Annotated in this window: 14 protein-coding genes and 1 pseudogene; 6 read left to right on the forward strand and 9 right to left on the reverse strand. The window is 67.5% G+C overall.

Annotated elements, in window-relative coordinates; translation table 11 throughout:
- The first annotated feature begins 261 nt into the window (after positions 1–261).
- Together QH276_RS10240 and QH276_RS10245 are read left to right on the forward strand one after the other, a co-directional pair.
- Complete coding sequence (locus QH276_RS10240; protein ID WP_280396531.1) at positions 262–1,272, forward strand: D-2-hydroxyacid dehydrogenase; 1,011 nt, start codon at positions 262–264, stop codon at positions 1,270–1,272.
- A 106-nt stretch (positions 1,273–1,378) separates the two neighbouring features.
- On the forward strand, positions 1,379–1,882 hold the full coding sequence (locus QH276_RS10245; RefSeq protein ID WP_280396532.1) for a hypothetical protein: 504 nt from the start codon (positions 1,379–1,381) through the stop codon (positions 1,880–1,882).
- Positions 1,883–2,033: 151 nt separating this feature from the next.
- On the opposite strand, the gene uidA is transcribed toward QH276_RS10245, so the two are convergent.
- From uidA to QH276_RS10260, 3 genes are all read right to left on the reverse strand, one after another.
- Positions 2,034–3,839 (reverse strand): beta-glucuronidase, encoded by a 1,806-nt coding sequence (gene uidA, locus QH276_RS10250; protein ID WP_280396533.1) that lies wholly within the window; start codon positions 3,837–3,839, stop codon positions 2,034–2,036.
- 203 nt (positions 3,840–4,042) lie between these two features.
- Positions 4,043–5,401 (reverse strand): FAD-binding oxidoreductase, encoded by a 1,359-nt coding sequence (locus QH276_RS10255; RefSeq protein WP_280396534.1) that lies wholly within the window; start codon positions 5,399–5,401, stop codon positions 4,043–4,045.
- Between the two features lie 128 nt (positions 5,402–5,529).
- Positions 5,530–8,106, reverse strand: a complete 2,577-nt coding sequence (locus QH276_RS10260) for a hypothetical protein (protein ID WP_280396535.1) — start codon at positions 8,104–8,106, stop codon at positions 5,530–5,532.
- 324 nt (positions 8,107–8,430) lie between these two features.
- Here QH276_RS10260 and QH276_RS10265 point away from each other — a divergent pair, with 324 nt between their 5' ends.
- Together QH276_RS10265 and larC are read left to right on the forward strand one after the other, a co-directional pair.
- The gene (locus QH276_RS10265) at positions 8,431–8,937 is read left to right on the forward strand and encodes a gluconokinase (RefSeq protein ID WP_280396536.1); all 507 of its coding nucleotides are present in this window, start codon (positions 8,431–8,433) and stop codon (positions 8,935–8,937) included.
- Positions 8,934–10,166, forward strand: a complete 1,233-nt coding sequence (larC, locus tag QH276_RS10270; RefSeq protein ID WP_280406706.1) for a nickel pincer cofactor biosynthesis protein LarC — start codon at positions 8,934–8,936, stop codon at positions 10,164–10,166. The genes QH276_RS10265 and larC overlap by 4 nt, the downstream gene beginning before the upstream one ends.
- A gap of 15 nt (positions 10,167–10,181) precedes the next feature.
- On the opposite strand, the gene larB is transcribed toward larC, so the two are convergent.
- The 3 genes from larB to QH276_RS10285 form a co-directional block, all read right to left on the reverse strand.
- On the reverse strand, positions 10,182–10,853 hold the full coding sequence (gene larB / locus QH276_RS10275) for a nickel pincer cofactor biosynthesis protein LarB (protein WP_280406707.1): 672 nt from the start codon (positions 10,851–10,853) through the stop codon (positions 10,182–10,184).
- On the reverse strand, positions 10,850–11,704 hold the full coding sequence (larE, locus tag QH276_RS10280; protein WP_280400195.1) for an ATP-dependent sacrificial sulfur transferase LarE: 855 nt from the start codon (positions 11,702–11,704) through the stop codon (positions 10,850–10,852). The genes larB and larE overlap by 4 nt, the downstream gene beginning before the upstream one ends.
- Before the next feature lie 122 nt (positions 11,705–11,826).
- The gene (locus QH276_RS10285) at positions 11,827–13,098 is read right to left on the reverse strand and encodes an MFS transporter (protein WP_280400196.1); all 1,272 of its coding nucleotides are present in this window, start codon (positions 13,096–13,098) and stop codon (positions 11,827–11,829) included.
- A gap of 209 nt (positions 13,099–13,307) precedes the next feature.
- On the opposite strand from QH276_RS10285, the pseudogene QH276_RS10290 reads away from it, so the two are divergent.
- Positions 13,308–14,228 (forward strand): annotated as a pseudogene (locus QH276_RS10290) (LacI family DNA-binding transcriptional regulator); the annotation flags it as partial.
- A gap of 38 nt (positions 14,229–14,266) precedes the next feature.
- Here the strand turns inward: QH276_RS10290 and QH276_RS10295 are convergent.
- Positions 14,267–15,556, reverse strand: a complete 1,290-nt coding sequence (locus tag QH276_RS10295; protein WP_280400197.1) for a lactate racemase domain-containing protein — start codon at positions 15,554–15,556, stop codon at positions 14,267–14,269.
- 119 nt (positions 15,557–15,675) lie between these two features.
- Between QH276_RS10295 and uxaC the strand changes: the two genes are divergently transcribed.
- Complete coding sequence (gene uxaC, locus QH276_RS10300) at positions 15,676–17,100, forward strand: glucuronate isomerase (protein ID WP_280400198.1); 1,425 nt, start codon at positions 15,676–15,678, stop codon at positions 17,098–17,100.
- Positions 17,101–17,394: 294 nt separating this feature from the next.
- Here uxaC and QH276_RS10305 read toward each other — a convergent pair whose 3' ends face one another.
- Positions 17,395–18,063 carry an MspA family porin gene (locus tag QH276_RS10305; protein WP_280400199.1) on the reverse strand — a complete coding sequence of 223 codons (669 nt, stop codon included), beginning with the start codon at positions 18,061–18,063 and terminating at the stop codon, positions 17,395–17,397.
- Between the two features lie 64 nt (positions 18,064–18,127).
- Positions 18,128–18,802: an MspA family porin gene (locus QH276_RS10310; RefSeq protein WP_280400200.1), complete on the reverse strand. Its 675-nt coding sequence runs from the start codon at positions 18,800–18,802 to the stop codon at positions 18,128–18,130.
- Positions 18,803–19,272 lie beyond the last annotated feature (470 nt).

Below are 19,272 nucleotides of genomic sequence, written 5' to 3' on the forward strand. Positions count from 1 at the left end.
CCCCCGCCCCCCGCCCCGCGGGGGGGGGGGGGGGGGGGGGCCGCCGCCCCCGGCGGCCCCCCCCCCCCCCCACACCCGAGTGCAGGAGCCGGAGTCGGTGGATTCGGTACAACACGCCGGATGTGGCTCGCCCGGTGGCGCGGTAGCTCCGCCCGAACGGTAACCCGGCTGGACAAGTCTTGGCAACCGATTGACGCCCTGATAGCCCTATGCCACTGTGACCCGGTGTAGCGGCTGATAACCACAAGGATGTGTGTATTCATGAACGATGACCGTCGCCCCCGTGAAGTCCGGAGTGTTCTCGCCACGGTCATGTACACCCCGGACGAGATCGAGCAGCTGCGGCAGGCGTTCGCTCCCGCGGAATTCCTCCACATCCAGCCCTGGGATGCGGCGGGTATCGCCGCGGCCCTCGAAGACGTGGACGTCGCGATACTGCTGGGAGATATCGACCGGAGACATCTCGAGGCGCCTCGGCTGCGCTGGGTGCACTGCGACCATTCCGGTCTCACCAGGTCCGCGGTGCCCGAACTGTTCGCCCGCGATCTCGTCGTCACCGGATCCGCCGGCCGGTCGGCGCCCGCACTCGCCCAGCACGGGTTCTATTTCGCGCTTGCGCTCACCTTCGATGCCCGGCGACTGTTCCGGCAGCAGGACGCACACCGCTGGCAGGGCTTCCTGGGGTCCGAAGAGCGACTCGCGCTGTACGGCAAGACGCTCGGCATCGTGGGCTACGGCCATACCGCCAAGGAGATGGCGCGCCTCGGGAAGGCGTTCGGGATGAAGGTGATCGTCTACCGCCGCAGCGCCGCGGAGCATGCGGCGGACGTGGACATCATGCTGTCCGCGGACCGTGGCGACGGATTGGAGCGGCTGCTCGACGAAGCAGATGTCGTCATGATCGCCGCACAGCTGACGGACGCGACGCACCATATGTTCTCCGCCGCCGAGTTCGCCCGGATGAAGGAGTCGGCTTTCGTCATCAACATGGCACGCGGGCCGATCATCGACCAGGACGCACTGATCGAGGCGCTCCACGCCGGGCAGATCGCCGGTGCGGGGCTGGATGTCACCGACCCCGAGCCACTACCACCGGAATCCCCGTTGTGGGATGCGCCGAACGTGGTCATCACACCGCATTCGACGCCGCGGTTACCCGATCGGACGCAGCGCACGATCGATCTGATCGTCGAGAACCTGCGACGCTACCGCGCGGGCGAACCGATGCTGAACGCGCTGACGGAGCGAGATGTCTACACCCCGCGGCTCTGAACCACGCAACGATGCCGTGGTCGTTCGTCTCGTGGATTTCCCTCGGCGTAGCTGCCGATCGGCCGATCCGGGACCGGGTTCGGTGATCGGTATCCGGAGGCATCCTGTGCGACCTCGCCTGGTCGTACTGGCTCCCACGGTCGCCGGCGTGGTGCGTGCGGCGGGCGGCTGGCTGTTCGACCGGGTGTCGGCCGGATGGGAGGTGATCGTACTGGTCGCCGATCACACCGAATCGCGGCCGCTGGAGATTCTGGGCGTGCGTGTCGACGATCTGGAGGCCGGGATGACCGCGAAGTGGGGTGGACTGATACCCCATGCGCTCGCGCTCGATTTCGAGCTCTGGGCAACCGATGCCCGTGTCCGCGAGGGGTTGTCGAGGGTCTTCGCACATTGCCTGGCCGACGAGGTGACGTTCTGGGGGCCGGGCATACCCGGCGATTTCGGTCGGCCGGTCGACTCTGTGCTGCACCGCCCGAGCGCCGCCGCGCGGGTCTTCAAGACACAGGCACTGGCTGCCGTCGAATCATCGTTCGCAAACGATCCGGTCGAGCGGTTCTACTGTTGTGGGCGGCTTTCCGGTCGGGATAGTCGCGATCTCGTCCCGATGTAGTAACAGTGCCCTCTGTACTCGTCTGCCGTGAGCCCCCGGGAACCGGCGGGTCGCTTGCTCGGGATGAGTACCTTTCCGGAGCAGCCGGAAGTCGGACAGAGGCTGTGGCCCACCCGGTGCAGGCAGGGCCACAGCCTCGATCGCGCCCGGATCAGGCCTGCGGTCCCGGGGCGTCCGGTTTCCTGTTACCGATCCGCCGCCAGCGGCGGCGCAGGCTGTGTGCGGCGGCCTTGGGTTGACGGTCGCGGGTGAATACACCCTTCTTGTTGCCGTCCACGCGGTGGATACCGTTCGATGTGCGGAAGTCCGCGAAATTCCACACATGCTCGCCCACCAGTGCCTCGATGCGGTCGAACACCCGGTGGTGCATCTCCAGGAAGGCGGTCTGATATTCCTCCGTCCAGGGAATGTCCCAGACCGAATGCAGACCGGGCATGGTGTCGGCACCGTACTCGCTCATGATGATCGGCTTCCCGTGCGCGGCCGCCCACGCGGTGAGCTCGGCTTCCAGGTCGGCCTCGGCCGTGGTGAGGTCGCCGTTGGCGAGATACCAGCCGTGATAGCGGTTGAGGCCGAGGACGTCGAAGAGGTCGGCGATGCGGTCGTTGTCCGGGGTGGCGAACATGAAGCTGGCGTAGGTCACCGGACGCGTGGGATCGAGTTCGCGGGTGAGTGCGACGAGCGGCTCGAAATATTCGCGCGCACCTTCCTCGATGGAGGACGGTTCGTTGGATACACACCACATCACCACACTGGGATGGTTCTTGTCGCGGGTGATGAGCTCGCGCAGCGCCTGGGCGTGCGCGTCCTTCGTTTCGTCGTTCATGGTCTCGGGTGAGAATGTGGGACGTTTGCCGCCGCGTCCGATACCGCCCTCGATGAAGAGGTTGAGCCCGACGGCCGCGGTTTCGTCGATGACGACGATTCCGTGCCGGTCGGCGAAGTCCATCACTTCTTCGGCGTACGGATAGTGCGAGGTACGGAACGAGTTTGCGCCGATCCAGTCCATCAGCTGGAAATCGTGGACGAGGTAGGCGTCGTCGTGGCCCTTACCACGGACGGCCGTATCCTCGTGCTTGCCGAACCCGGTGAAGTAGAACGGCTCTCCGTTGATGAGGAACTGCGTGCCGCGTACCTCGACGGTGCGCACGCCGACCGGTAGCGGATACTCGTCGAGCACGGTGCCGTCGCCGTCGCGGATCTCGGCCGTCAATTCGTACAGGTAGGCCCGGCCCGGTTGCCACAGGGTGACATCGGGAACGCGCAGTGACCCGCGCGCGCCCTCGCCGGCCGTCACCTCGACGCCGGCCGCGTCCTTCAGTTGTACCCGGACGGACGCGGGTCCGGTTGTCGCGACGGAGTAGTCCACGACGCCGGCGGTTCCGTCCACCTCGGTGACGACGGTGATATCCGAGATCCGCACCGGAGGCACGCTGTACAGCCACACCGACCGGGCGAGCCCGGCGTAGTTGTAGAAGTCGTGCAGGTACTTCTGCTGCCGGCGGCCGTCCGGAGTGACCGTGATGGTGCCGGGCGGAATGGTCGTATTGGTGAGCTCGTTACTCACCCCGATGGTGAGCCGGAACTCGGCGCCCGCGGTGACGACGTCGGTGATATCGGCCTCGAAGGGGGTGTAACCGCCCGAATGCTCGGCGACGAGCCGGTCGTCGGCATAGACCTTGCCGGCATGCGTCGCGGCGTCCACCCGGACGAGGATCCGCTCCCCGGCCCAGCCGCGCGGTACACGGACCGTACGCTGATACCAGACCCAGCCGACGTGGTCACGAATGGCCGGATCGACGAAAAGGTCATTGTAGCTGGCCGGGACGGCGGCTTCGAGCGTGCCGTCGAGTCGACCCAGCCACGGCCGGTCACCGGCCGCTGTGTCGATGGCGAAACGCCAGATCCCGTCCAGCGATACCAGCTCACGAGTGGCGGTGGGCTTGGGTGCGAGCATCAGTTTCTCCTCGGATGGGGTAGATCGTCACGGTATCGGTACGGCTGTACGAGGCATCGGTCTCGCTCCGGTTCGAGCATCCCTCGCTGCTCGACACGGCGGTGCACGGACGCTCCTCGACTGCCGTGTCCACGAGACTCGGGCAACCGGCGCTCAGCCGGTTGTTTTCGCGCACAGGAACCGGGCAGTGAGCATCGGCGGGCCTACAGGACCGCGCCGGGATTCAGGATGCCGTGCGGATCGAGCGCGTCTTTGATGCGGCGGGACAGGTCCATGACCTCGGGACCGAGTTGACCGGGCAGCCAGGCCTTCTTCAACCGTCCCACTCCGTGTTCGCCGGTGATGGTGCCGCCCAGTGCGATGGCCAGGTCCATGATCTCGCCGAAAGCCTCGTGAGCACGGGCGGTTTCGTCGAGGTCCTGCGGATCGTGCACGATGAGCGGGTGGGTGTTGCCGTCGCCTGCATGCGCGATGACCGATATGAGGACCTTCCGGCGCTCGGCAATCGCGGCGATTCCGGTGACCAGTTCACTCAGTCGTGGCAGTGGGACGCCCACGTCCTCGAGCAAAAGGGACCCTTTACGTTCCACCGCGGGGATGGCGAATCGCCGGGCGGCGCAGAATGCCTCGCCCTCGTCCTGATCATCGGTCCGGAATGCCTCGGTGGCTCCCGCGTTTTCGCAGGCGGTGAGGATTCGGTCGGCTTCGAGCCCGGCGTATTCGCCGGGAGCGTCGGAGCGGGCGACCAGGAGCCCTGCCGCCTGCCGGTCCAGTCCCATCCGCAACTCGTCCTCGACGGCGTTCACGGCGACCGCGTCCATGAACTCCAGCATGGAGGGCCGTAGTGCGCCGGTGATGGCGAGGATGGCCTCGGTGGCGGCAGCGAGGGTGCGGAAGGTGGCCACCACGGTGGATTGCGGCGGTTGCGCGGGCAGCAGGCGCAGGGTGAGTTCGGTGATGATGCCCAGTGTGCCCTCGCTGCCGACGAACAGTTTGGTCAGCGAGAGGCCGGCGGAGTCCTTGAGCCGCGGCCCGCCCAGCCGCACGATGGTGCCGTCGGCCAGGACGACCTCCATACCCAATACGTAGTCGGTGGTCACGCCATATTTCACGCAGCAGAGACCACCGGCGTTGGTGGCCGCGTTGCCGCCGATGGAGCAGATCTCGAAGGAGGACGGGTCCGGGGGATACCAGAGTCCGCGCTCGGCGACGGCCCGTTTCACCTCGGCATTGAGCAGTCCGGGCTGTACCACCGCCGTGCGGGTCACGGCGTCCACCGTGATCTCGCGCATGCGTTCGGTACTCAGCAGCAGCGCGCCGTTCTGCGCGGTGGCGCCGCCCGAGAGCCCGGTACCCGCGCCGCGTGGCACCACCGCGATGCGGTGCTCGTGCGCCCAGCGCATGATCGTGGCCACCTGCGCGGTGTCGACCGGCCGGACGAGTGCGCGGGCGGTGCCCGCGGCGGGATCGAGTGCCCGGTCCTGCCGGTAGGCGGCGAGGATGTCCGGGTCGCTCACCACCGTGCCCGCGGGCAGCCGGCTACGCAGGTCGTCGATGTTCACAGCGTGCTCTTTTTCCTTCACTGGCAGAAACCTGCCGACAATTCGGAGTGGCCCATTCCAACGAAGCAGACGGGCACAGGAGCGGGCAATCGGTTGCGGTCAGTTGCCCGGCGCGATGCGCGCATGACCTAACCCGTTCCCGCAGGTACTACGAAATAGGGCTGATTCGCCAGGGAGCCGTCCAGTCCGGGCACGATCCGAGCCGCCCGGCCGGTGCTGTCACGGGCGAGGACGAAGAACTGGATGGCATAGGGGCTGTCCGTGTACTCCGCGGGGATCGTGGCTGTGAAGTCGCGCCCGGTATCGGGCTTCATGGACACCTGCAGATAGTGCTCGGCTTGGTTGAGATGCCGGGCGTGCACGGTCAGTTCCATGCCCACGGGTGCATGCGCCCGTATGGTCAGCGGCTCGCCCGGGACGAAATACGCTGGGGGAGTGCACCGGACTCCGGTTATCGGTGCCGATGGGCGCTCCGGCGGCACCGTGGCGCGTACCGGTCGATTCGCGGCCTCCGCCGCGGCGAGTTCGTTGCCGAGATCGGCGATATCGTCGTCGATGCGGGGCAGGCGGTCCGCCCAATGGCCGTGTTCTCCAGGGCGCTTGCCGAAGGCGAGGTCCGCGACGTAGACGTCGCGGGTGAGCGCGATCAGCTCGGTCAGCGCGTCCCGGCCGTCGCGGTAGCGCTCGAGACCCTCCCGCAGGTGCCGGGTGTCGTCGGTCAGCCGGAACAGCGCGTAGCCCACGCCGGCGCGGATCTTGCCGGCGAAGAACCTACCGAGCAGGGCCTGCACCCGGACGTCTGTTTCGATCCGCCGGAACTCGGCCGTAGTGCGATCGGGGACCCTGTTCAGGGCCTCCTCGATCGAGGCTTCCGCAGCGTCGGCGAAGCCCTGTAGCCACGATGCCACCTCCGCCGGTGTGTACCGGCCACTCGGACGATCGTCGATCAGGTGGCGCGCGTAATCGTCCGCGCACTCGAAGAGCGCGGGGTCGAGAGGGCTCATCGTGCCCCAGGTACGTGGCGGAAGAAGGTCCCATGCGTAGATCGATGGCCGCTCCTGCCCGGCTATCGGCTGGTCGAAGAACACTTCGGGCCAGAAGAAGTTGTTCGATGCGCTGGCCGATACCGTGATTGCTACCAAGGGCAGCACCTTTCCCGCGGCGCTGAGGGACCGCTCGACGGGTTCGGCGGCGGCCCCGAATTGCTCCCGCAGGCAACGGAGCCAGGACTCGCGGTCCGCGTCGGGATCGAACAGCAGGCGGCCCCACAGGCGGTACTGGTAGGCGTATTTCCGCCAATCGGCACGGCCGAGGGTCAGGGTGGGGTCGGCGTAGAGATCACGGGCGGTGCCCATGCGGCCGGTGTCCTTGCGCCCGCGAAAGGTCAGTGGTTCGCACAGTTCCGCGCCGATCGCGCCGCCGAGCGTGCTCATCCGGCCGTAGCCGGCGAAGATTTCCGGGTCCGCCCACAGCAGAAAACGCTGGGAGCCCGGCCAGATGCGGAAAAGAAGGTCGAACGGCCGATCCCGGCGCAGGAAATCGGCATATCCGTAGCGGGTGAACCGGCGCGCGTTCTGGGTGACACCGCGCAGATCGTCGTTGTCGGCGCGTCGCATGAACTCCATCGGCCGGATGGCGGCCTGGTGATAGGGCAGTCCTTGGTGTTCCGCCCAATACTTGGCCGAGACGACAACACGGGCGCCGGTGCCGGTGGCCGCCGCCAGGAGTTCCTGGTCGACTCCCTTCGCATGCATATCGATTTCCAGCGGGCGGCCGGCATTCCGCAGACCGCCCAGCACCGTGCGCCAGAACGCATTACGACCCGATTCGGCGACTCCGCCCTCGTAGTGCACGCGCAACGTCAGCCCGGCGATCGCCGGGCATTCCCGCAACAGCAGCCGCAATGCCGCGGCGCTGTATTCGGCGATATCCCGGTCGGCGAGCCCCACAATCCGGTAGCGCAGGTTCGGGCTGTCCCCGAGCTCCGGGCGCACGGCATGATTCCACAGGCCGAGCTGGAAATGGATGCCCCGGCGGGCGGCTTCGTCGCCGGCGAATCGCAGGGCCGCGAGATTGGCGGCCCGGTCCGCATCGGATACCCCGGTGACTCGGACGTTCTCCCATCCCGGCACCTCGAGGAGGAACGGGTAGGGAAAACACAGGTAGTTGTCGCGCACATCGGAGTCGTGGGAGAAGTTGTACTGCATGCCCAGAGCGAGGTGCAGCCGATTGATCCGCTGGGTGGCCAGTTCGTCGAGGTACTCGGTCCAGAAATCGCGGTCGCGCAGCCAGGGCAGGTCCAGGACATCGCTCGAAAACGCGCGCAGCACACTGCGCACCGGCACCGCGGGCGAACGCCGAGCGCAGCGTGCCGAGCGGATCGCCGCAATGGGATCGTCCGCGTACCGCACTCGATCGGCGAGTTCGGATATGCCGTACGCCACGCCACGCACGTCGGCTCCGTGGATCAGCACCTCGGCCGGTGACGGTCCGCTTTCGATCAGGAACGTCTCGGCCGGACCCAGAGCGTCGTCCGCGCGGATACGGACCACGGTGGTGCCGGCGGCCGGTGCCGCGGAGGACCCGCTGCCGCAGCGTATGCCCTTCCGGTCCAGTTCCCGGGTCAGTGCCGCCAGCGCCCAGGGGACCGGTGCCGCGAGACCGGCGGGGATATCGAGCGAAACAGCGGCTACAGGGGCAGGCATCGGTTTCCTCATGGATCTTTCGCGGCGCAATAGACAGCGTCTCTTGCCAAAGGCAGTTCTCGTCGGCGGATCCCGCGGTGCGGCGAGGTCGCGTGGATGCGCACCGAATGCGGCGACGATCCGGACCGTGGAGGCATCGTTGCGGGTACCGGGCAGGGCAGGAAATTCGATCCTCGCCCGGAATGCCCCCGGATGGCAACCGATTGCCCCGAGTTGTCGTCACCGGCGCTGTGCGCTGGAGAGGCCGCTGCCGGGTATGCGATTCTCGGCCCCACACAGGCTCCTGCATCGCCCGTGTCTCGGGCGCGCGGTTAGGAACGGGCAATGACAGTGATCGTCGTGATGGGTGTGGCGGGTAGCGGAAAAACCACGGTCGGCACACTCCTGGCCGAACGACTCGGCGTGGAATACGGTGAGGCGGACTCCTTCCACCCGGCCACCAATATCGCGAAGATGGACGCCGGGATGGCTTTGTCCGACGCGGACCGGGCACCGTGGCTGCGAGCCGTCGCCGAATGGGTGAGCGCGCACGAGCGCAGCGGAGGTGTGGTGTCGTCCTCGGCACTGAAGCGGCGGTACCGCGATGTGCTGCGGGACGCCGGGCGCACCTGGTTTCTGCATCTGTCCGGGCCACGCGACCTCATCGCCGACCGGATATCGGCGCGTACCGGCCATTTCATGCCGGTATCGCTGCTGGACTCGCAATTCGCCGACTTGGAACCGCTGTCCGCCGACGAGACCGGAGTGGTGCTCGAGGTGGACGATACCCCGGAACGGATTGTCGATACCGCCGTGCGGGCTTTCACCGCGGCTCGTGGGAGTGCGCAGTGAAACTGGCGTGGATCGACGCATCGGCCGGAGTGGCCGGGGATATGCTGCTGGGCGCACTTGTCGATGCCGGAGTGCCGCCGGAGGTGCTTCAGGCGGCGATAGATGCTGTCGTGCCGGATGCGGTGCGGGTGGAGCGCTCGCAGGTCGTCCGCTGCGGTATGCGTGCGTGCAAGGTGGACCCGGTTGTCCGCGTGGACGACCCACCGCATCGGCACTGGTCCGATATCCGGGATCTACTCGTCACAGCGGCGCTGCCGGAGCCGGTCCGCGCGGATACGTTGCGGGTCTTCGGCCGCCTGGCCGAGGCGGAGGCCGGCATCCACGGCGTACCGGTCGATCGGGTGCACTTCCACGAGGTCGGTGCCCTGGACTCGATCGCCGATATCGTCGGTGCCTGCGCGGCGCTGCACCATCTCGGGGTCGAACGGGTCACCGCCGGTCCGCTTTCCCTGGGGTCGGGCACCGTGATGGCGGCGCACGGCGCCATCCCCGTGCCCGTGCCCGCGGTGCTGGCGATGTCCACCGGCTGGCAGGTGCGCGCGGGCGGCGCCGGGGAACTGGCCACGCCTACCGGTGTGGCGTGGGTAACCGCATTGGCGGACGCCTGCACGACCTTGCCGCAGATGCGGCTCGACCGGGTAGGAATCGGCGCGGGTACCAGGGACGTCCCCGATCGCCCGAATATCGTCAGGATGCTGATCGGCGAGACCGAGGACGCCGAATCAGCCGGCGGGAGTGTTGTCGAAGCCGCCGGTGAGAATGTCGTCCTGGAGGCCAATATCGACGATCTCGATCCGCGGGCCTGGCCGGCAGTCCTGCAGCGTCTGCTGGATTCCGGCGCCGACGACGCCTGGTTGACGCCCATTCTCATGAAGAAGGGCCGACCGGCCCATACGGTCCACGCCCTGGTCCCGGTCCGGCACGCGGAACAGGTATCGGCGGCACTCCTGGCCGAGACCAGCACGATCGGCCTACGGCGGATCGCGGTGGGGAAGATCGCGCTCGCACGGACCTGGCGACCGGTCGAGGTCGCGGGTGGCCGGGTACGGATCAAGGTGGCGCTGGAACAGGACCGTATCCTCCAAGCCACGCCCGAATTCGAGGATGTCGCGGAGCTGGCGCGGTCGACCGGTCGACCGGTGCGCGCCGTCCTGGCCGAGGCGGTTGCGGCAGCGGTCGCGAACGGGCTGTCGACCGGAGAACTGCTACCGGGCGACCTCCCGAACTGACCACAGTGCGCCGGTTCAGGCGGGGGCGGCGATTTGTGCGGCGATATGCCCGGCGCCGTACCCGTTGTCGATATTGACCACCGACACACCGGGAGCGCAGGAGTTGAGCATGGTCAGCAGCGGCGCGACGCCACCGAATGCGGCGCCGTAACCCACGGAGGTGGGAACGGCGATCACGGGCGCGCTGATGAGACCGGCGACGACGCTGGGCAGCGCGCCGTCCATGCCCGCGACGACAACCACGACCCGCGCGGAACGCAGCAGGTCGAGACGGGCCAGGACACGATGCAGGCCGGCGACACCGATATCGGCCACAAGATCGCAGTGCCGGCCGAGATAGCGGGCGGTCATCGAGGCTTCCTGCGCTACCGGGAGGTCGGTGGTTCCGGCGGTGGCGACGACGACCGGTCCGCCGTCGGCCGCCGGCGGATCCGGCGGCCAGGCGAGCATCCGGGCGGCCGGTTCGTAGTGGGCCTCCGGCAACGCGCGCCGGACGGCCTCCGCGTGCTCGGGTTCGGCGCGGGTGAACAGGACCGTCCCTGCGTGCTCCCGTACCTCGGCGGCGATCCGTTCCAGTTGCTCGGCCGTTTTACCCGGGCAGAAGATCGCTTCGGGATAGCCGCGCCGGGCGGCGCGATCGTGGTCCAGTTCGCTGAACACCGCGGGAGCGGACCAGGCGCCGGTCATCGGACCGACACCAGCGGCAGCGTGAACGCACCGGACTGGATACCGGCCAGATCGACCGTGACGAACCGGAAGCCGTGCTCGCGCACCGCTGTCCGGATCCGTTCGCGCAACCGTGGTGCCATCGCCCGTGCGATGTCACCGGACGGCAACTCGATTCGTGCCACATCACCGTGGTGACGGATACGGAGATCGTGGAAACCCAGCTTCCGCAGCGCTTCCTCGGCGCCTTCCACCTGTGCCAGCTTCTCCGGGGTCACTTCCGTGAAATGAGGTATGCGTGACGCCAGACAGGGCGCGGCGGGCTTGTCCGCGTTGGGCAGCGCCAATGCGTGGGCCAGGCGGCGGACCAGGGCTTTGTCTATTCCTGCCGCGGCCAGCGGCCGCAGGACCGAGAACTGGGCCGCCGCCCGGGCTCCGGGCCGGTCGGGCCGGCGGGTGTCGTCGGCGTTCTCACCGTAGGCGATCGCGGTCAAGCGCTCACGAGCGGCCAGATCGGCGGAAATTCGTTCGAACAGTTCGTACTTGCAGTGATAGCAGCGGTCGGGGCCGTTGGCCCGGTACTCGGTGCGGTCACCCTCGTGGGTCGGTAAGGCCACCGTCCGGACGCCGAGTGCGGCGCTGACTTCCAGGGCGGCGGCGAGTTCGGAGCGGGGGAGACTCGGGGATACGCCGATGATGGCGCATACGCGGTCGGTTCCCAAGGCCCGGGCGGTGAGTGCGAGCAGGACCGAGGAATCCACCCCGCCCGAGTAGGCCACCCCCAGCGCTTCCTGGCCGTGCACGAGCGCGGAAACCCGTTCGGCCGCGAGCGCGAGGTCACCCGTCAGGGGCGGGTTGCCGGTGCCGGTCATGCCTGTACTCCTGTCGTCTTCCTCATTCAGCCGGGTGGCTCGCCTGCGGTGCAAGCGGTTGCCGCGACTTGTTCGCTCCGAGTCGTCGCGGTGTTCGGGCTGTCCGATCAGCGGCCGGGAACTCATCGGGCCCCGGTGACCCCGAACCGGATCACCAGGCCGCCGAGCAGCACCAGTGCACCACCGGCCAGATAGAGCAGGGTGTAGTTCGGGCCCGACCCGACGGCCAGCAGGACCGGGGCGAGCAGTGGCGCGGTGGACCGCGAAACCGTGTTCGCGAGTCCGGCGATGGCCATGAACCGGCCCGCCTCCCGGCGGTCCGGCAGGATATCGAGGGTGATGGCCTGATCGACGGCGGCGAAGGCGCCCAGCCCGAAGCCGCAGAGACAGGCCGCCAGCAGGAAAATCCGGAGATCGTGCGCGAATGCGTAGGTGGCCGCACCGCCGGCGTAGACAACGGCTGCCGTCACCACGAAAATGCGGCGGCGCCCGAGACGGTCGGAGAGGTATCCGGCGCCGACCGATCCCGCAACCGCCGCGACTACCCCGGCCACGCTGATCCATGCGACGGCGTGTGCCACCTGGGCCACTGTCAGGCCGAGCCGGTGGGCGAGGAAAAAGGTCTGGAACGTGGTGTTGAGCGCCAACCCGCTGTGGAAGCAGAACTTTCCCAGCCACTCCCAGGAAAAGTCGGGATAGCGGCGGGGGTTGTACCGATATTTGCGGGCGATCGTGCGCACCGACAACGGTTCGTCGAAAACCGCCGACCGGGTATCGGCCTCGGCGGCGAACAGTATCAGCGGTACCAGTAGTGCCGCTCCCAGCAGGCCGGGTACGACGGTGAGTAGAACGCCGTGGTGCGCCAGCAACCCGGCCACCACCACGCCCAGTACGGGTGCGCCCTGCTGGGCGAATCCGAGGAAACCGGCGACGGTGCCGCGCTGATCGGCCGGCAATTTATCGGCCTGAAGGGCGGTGATCGAACTCATCGCCGCGCTCCAGCCCAGCACGGTCAGCACCCAACCCAGCGCCAGGACACCGATATTCGGTGCCACGCCCACGACTACCAGCGCCGACATTCCGACAACCACACCGGTGACCAGTACCGGTCGCCGGCGTCCGAAGCGGGTGCGTACCCGGTCGCTGATCACACCGACCACCGGACCCGCAAACAGGGATACGGCACCGCCGAGGCTGGTCAGGTAGCCGAGGTATTCGGTACGCCCGGGCTCCAGCATGTCGACCCGTACCGCCAGCGAGTAGGCGAGAACGGTGATGTAGGCCATGAAGGCTCCGCAACTGCCGAGCATGAGCATGACGACATACGCGGGTCCGACCCGCTTCTCGCCGGGCACGGCGGCGGTACGCCGTGCGGGCTCAGTCGCCCGGCGCACGGCCGCTGTCTCCACCGGTGGCGATGCAGATTTCCCGGCGGCGAGCGTGCGGCCGATGCATCCTCGGGTCTCCTCTCCCCGCAGCAGGATGCGGGCACCGACCATTCAGCCGACCGGTCACCGGAGCCGGCAACCTGTTGCCGCTACTTGCCCGAGATTGTGGCAAACGGTTGCCACGGCGGCCGCCGGTAGCTATTCTCGCGGCCAGGATGAACGAAAACGCACGCCCACCCACCATCTACGACGTCGCTGCGGCGGCGGGCGTGGCACCGTCCACGGTGTCCCGGGCGTTCTCCCGGCCCGGCCGCGTGAGTGCGCCGACCGCGACGCGCATCCTCACGGTCGCAGCCGAGCTGGGATATCGGGCGAATCCGCTCGCCCGGGCGCTGCAGAACGGCAAGACCTCCACGATCGCACTGGTGGTTTCCGATGTGACCAACCCGGTGTTCTTCGCCATCATTCGCGGTGTCGAAGCAGCGGCCGCGGGGGCCGGGTACGCCATGCTGCTGGCCGATACCCAGGAATCGGAGACGTTGGAGCGGACGCTGCTCGACCGGCTGCTGCACGGTGTCGACGGCGTGGTCCTGGCCAGTTCCCGGCTCTCCGACCGGACGATCCGCACGGTGGCGACGCAGCGGCCGGTGGTGGTGCTGAACCGTATCGTGTCCGGAACCCGCTGTGTCGTGCCCGATACCGAATCCGGGGTCGGCGCAGCGTTACGGCATCTGGTCGAATTCGGCCACCGTTCGGTGACCTACATGGCGGGCCCGGCTGCCTCCTGGGCGGACGGTATGCGCTGGCGTTCGGTGGTGGATACGGCCGCCGAACTAGGGTTGAAGGCCAGCCGCCTCGGCCCTTACGTGCCGACCATGGCGGCCGGTGTGGCGGCGGCCGAGGACATCCGCCGCCAGGCGCCGACCGCGGTGCTCGCCTACAACGACCTCCTCGCGATCGGTCTGATCCGCGGCCTCGGACAGGCCGGGGTGCGGGTGCCCGAGCAGATGAGTGTGATCGGGTTCGACAACGTCTTCGGCTCCGATTTCTGTACGCCGGCGCTGACGACCGTGGCGGCACCGCTGCGGGCCATGGGCACCGCCGCGTTCGGGGAATTGCACCGGGCGATCCGCGGTGAGGCGACGAACTCGCATCCGGTCGTACCGCTGGCCGCTCAGCTCGTCGTGCGCGGCTCGGCGGGACCGCGCAGACGGAAGAGCACCTCGCCGGCATCGGGGACGACCAGGGTATCGGGATCCGCTCGCCAGGCATCTATATCGATGCCTGCCGGGTCCGAATAGTCCAGCCCGGCGGCGCGTACTCGCTGTTCCGGAATGCCGGTCGCGAGTGTGACCGTGACCCGGCATCGTTCCCCGTCGATATCGTCGAACGTGCCGGCACCACGCAGATGGGTGGAGTGCGCGAGCACTCCCCAGTGCAGATGCCGGAAGCGGTCCCACTGCCGGACGAAATAGTCGCGGGTGTGGTAGCCGATTTCCTCGATTTCCGGGTGCATTTCGGAAATCGTCGTGATGTGCGGTGCGTAGACGACGACCTGGCCGTCGTCGGCCGTGACCGGTTCGACCTTGTAGAACCCTTTGGCCGCGGTCCACATATCGTCGTACTTGGCCGGGATCAGCGACAGAACTCGCCGCACGGGAGCGTCCAGATACCTGACGTGGACCTGTGTGGATACGGCCGCGGCTGCGGCCCATGCCGATACGGGATCGCCGAACGCGGCGCTGTGCAACGCGTCGCTGCCCGACCGCACCACCAGGCACAGGGCGTGTCTCTCCCCGGGGACGAGGGACGCGGCCTCGTGTATGAGGGCGCGCACCGGTGTGATTCCGGTGGTGCCGATGATGTCGCGGCTGGTGATCAGCGCACCGAGCCAATGCGAGACGTCGATCACCTCGGGCCCGGAAAGGCCGGGGAAGAGATACTTGTTTCCGCCGGAGAAGCCGACGACCTCGTGCGGGAACACCGGTCCCACGATGATGGTCACATCGTGTTCGACCACCGCGCGATTGACTCGTACGTCGACACCGGTCCGCAGAAGTCCGCTGGAGAGTTCGGCGATCCGTTCGCCGGGGATATGGCCTGCCGTGAAGAATGTTGCCGCATCCCACCATTCGTGGTTCCGGACGGACAGACCGGGATAGCGTTCGGCCAGGGCACCGGGCGGATAGCCCAGCCAATTCGCGAGCCGTTCCTCGCTCATGGCCGCGTGGGTGCCCAGCGCGACGAGGACCGTCATCCGCCGCACCCGGCCGTACAGTTCTGCGTGCAGAACCGAAATCAGCAGCGGCAGTGGACAGCTGCGGGTGGCGTCGGGCACAACCAGGCATACGCTGCGCCCGTCGAGGGCGAGGTTCGCCAGTTGCCCGGCCACGAAGGCGCGCACCTGATCCGCGCTCAGCTCCTCGTCCGGTCCGCCGATGGTTGCGGCACAGTGTTCGGGCACGGTGCTCCTTCCGGTTCGTCCTCGAACCATGGCGCCGGGCGCGGCGCTACGGCAACCGGTGATGACAACTGGAGGCAACCGATTGCCGATGAATCGGGCGACCGCCCAGCATAACGGGCATGCTTTCTGTTTCCGCGGCGCACGCGGCGCCCCATCCCGACCGGCTGTTTCCGGCCGACCCGGGGGTGCGTGCCGTGGCACAGCGCCTCCACCGCGCAATACGCGACGAGCGGATCATCTCACCGCACGGCCATGTCGACGCGCGCCTGCTGGCCGATGACGAACCCTTTCCGGACCCGGCCGGCCTGCTCATCACGCCGGATCACTACGTCACGCGGCTGCTGCACGCGAACAGGATTCCGCTGGACCGGCTCGGTGTCGGCCGGGGCGAATTGTCCGAGGCGCAGGCTCGGGCGGTGTGGCGCAGCGTATGCGAGAACTGGGAGGTCTTCCGGGGCACCCCGGTGCGCTACTGGTTCGATGTGGAGCTGGCGGAAATATTCGGTATCACCGAACGGCCGACCCGGCACAACGCCGATATGCTGTACGACCGGATCGCGGACCGGCTGCGGCAGCCCGAATACCGCCCGCGCCGGCTGTACGAGCGATTCGGGATCGATGTGCTGGCCACCACGGACGACCCCTGTGACGATCTGAGCGCACACGCCCGGCTCGCCGCCGACCCGGGATGGAACGGCCGGGTCGTTCCCACCTTCCGCCCGGACCGCTACCTGGAACCCGCAACGCCGGGCTGGCGGCAGGCCGTCGACCGTCTCGCCGCGGTTTCGGAGGCCGACACCGGTGACTACGACGGATATCTCGCGGCACTGGAAAAACGCCGCCGGTACTTCGTCGCACACGGAGCGACCGCGACCGACCATAGCCACGAGGACGTGCAGACCCATCCGCTCGGGGCGGCCGAGGCGCGTCGTATCTATCGCGCTGCCCGCGCCGGTGCGGTGACGGCGGCCGAGGCCGTGGCGTTTCGCCGCCATATGGTTTTCGAGATGGCCCGCATGTCCACCGACGACGGGCTGGTGATGATGCTGCACCCCGCCGTCCGGCGCAACCATCACGGGCCCACCGCGGCCGCCTTCGGTTCCGACACCGGCCACGACCTACCGCTGCGCGTGGAGTTCGTCGATGGGCTGCGACCACTACTGGAGAATTTCGGCACCCATCCGAATCTCAACCTGGTGCTGTTCACCCTCGACGAAACCACCTATTCGCGGGAGATCGCGCCCCTGGCCGGTTTCTATCCGACAGTGTTCGCCGGCGCACCGTGGTGGTTTCTCGATGCGCCGGACGCCATCGGGCGCTTCCACCGCGCGGTGACCGAAACCGCGGGCTACCGCAAACTCGCCGGATTCGTCGACGACACGCGGGCATTCTGCTCGATTCCGGCACGCCACGATATGGCCCGGCGCCTCGATGCGGCGGCGCTGGCGCATCTTGTCGCCGAACATCGCCTCGGTGAGGATGAGGCCGTGGTCATCGCCGGTGAGCTGGTGCGGGAGCAGCCGAGACGGGTGTTCAAACTCTAGCGTCGGGGCCTGCCCGGGGGTGACCCTGCACCTGTACGCCTTGCGCGCGGTAACCGTCCGGCGGCGCCGGTACGCATGATCCATCCGGTCACGGTGCGCCGATCCGGGCGCGGCAGGTGTTGATGCGGCGCCGGCGCAGTTGCATCCGGCCCTCGTGGCCGATGACCGGCTTCGGAGGGCTTTCGAGAATGCAGTGCACCGTCTGCTGACCTGGTGGTGCGCGGTGTGCCGGCACGGTGCACACCGAGAACCCCGCCCGGGACGAGTGTGACCCGGGCGGGGTGAGTGGTGCCGTCAGCCGAGGCTGAAGGGTTGTCCCCAGAGCGTCACGTCCTGGGATGCCTTTTCGGTATCCACCTCGACCCGTACGAACGCGCGCGCCTGCGCGTACCCGGCGCAACCGGACAGCGCGATGGTCGAGTTCTTCCAAGAGACGCCGGCCCGGCCGCTGCGGAACGGGTTGAAGGTGTTGTGGACGCTCTCCCCGAACGGATCGGCGCGCTCCTGATCGAGGATGAAGAACTGCTGGGCCTCACCGGGGCCCAGGCTCAGATTGCCGCCGAGGCTTCCGCTCGGGTTGGGCCGGGACCCCTCCCAGTCGGAGCTGTATCCGGCGCCGCTGTTCACACCGCCACCACCGATATTGACCTGGCAGCCGACGACATAGCCGGGCCGGATCTTCCCGAGTGTCAGGGGTTGTCCGGAGACCACTGCCTCCGCGGTGCCCGACACCCACGCATTGCGATGCAGCGGGGTCGATCCCAGGGACGGGTTGATGGTTGCGGATTCACCCACCAACCGCACGGTGACGACCGTGCCATCACCCAGAGTTTGGCTGATCTCGCCACCGGGCAGTGGAATGAAAGTGTCGGCATGGGCGGCGCCCGTGGAGAGCAGGCCGATGGCGGTGGCGGCGGTGAGGCACGCGCCGGCGGCTCGTGCGACCATCTTTGATTTGATCATGCTTCAAGACCTTCTCGGGAGAGGATATGTTGTCGGCGAAACGAGATGACTTCGGCCGACCGCATCAGCCGATGCTGAAAGGCTGCCCGTAGAGGGTGACCTTGGAATGGTATTCGCCGATGAGTTCGAGGACGGTATACGAGCGCGCCTGCGCGTAGCCGGCGCACCCTTGTATCTGGATTTCGAAATCCCGGTACCCGAGCGAGTAGGTGCCCGGCTTGGTGATGGTCTTCTTGCCGGCCGATACGAACCTCACCTCGCCCGGTCCCAGCTGTAGACCGGCGGAGGCGTTGACCCCGAAACCGTTGGCGCTGAGGTTGCCCGACATGCCGGCCGATATTGCGGTATCGGAAATACTGACCTGGCAACCGACGATGTATCCGGTATTGACCGCAGAAGCGCCGTGGGTCCACGAGTTGTCGGTACCCGGCCGGTTACTGGCCGCCGTACCGGGACCTGCCTTTTCGACAATCCGTGTCGCGGTGACGTCCGCGGTGATGTTCGCCGACACCCAGACCACTCGGCCTACACCGTTGGCGGCCATGGACGATGAGACGAGAGCCTGTTCGCCGGTGCGGGTGATGGTTCCGCCATTGGTCGCCTCTGTTCCGTCCGGCAGGGGGACGAAGACATCCGCGTTCGCGGAGCCGGTCGACAGCAGGCCCACGGCGGCCGCGACAGCGCAGCCCAGCCCGGCCAGGCGGGCCGCTCCGGTGGTCACCGGATCAGTTGAATTCATCAGATCTACCCTCATCTCGATCGAAAAACGACGCGGATATCCGAAAGCGCTCCGCCGGCGATTACGGGTTCGTCGGGATTCGCGAGTGCGATCGATGTCGACGCTCCCGCGAAAGAGCTGCCGTGAAGGCGATCGCGCCGGTCGCCCTCTGTGGATTACGAGTGATCGGCAGTCGGGTCGGGAGTGGTGCCGATCACAGCGTGTGGTCATGGTTGATTACCGGGGGAATCCCTCGCAACCGGTTGCCTCGAGTTGCCATGGGGCTGCGATGTGGCGCCGTCGTAAGGGGTTTCGACGCGAACATCACGGCAGCAGCGCTTACTTGACCTGCAACGACGTCAGTGGCCGCAGGTTGGAGAATAATATTCTCAAAGAGAACACATGGATTCTTCTGTGTGAGAACATGACTTCTTCGAGCCGACTCCGTTTCGAGTCCGGGCGGCACGAAGCGGAGTCGGAATGCGGAGGAG

Source organism: Nocardia carnea (assembly GCF_029869215.1).
Lineage (GTDB): Bacteria > Actinomycetota > Actinomycetes > Mycobacteriales > Mycobacteriaceae > Nocardia > Nocardia carnea_B.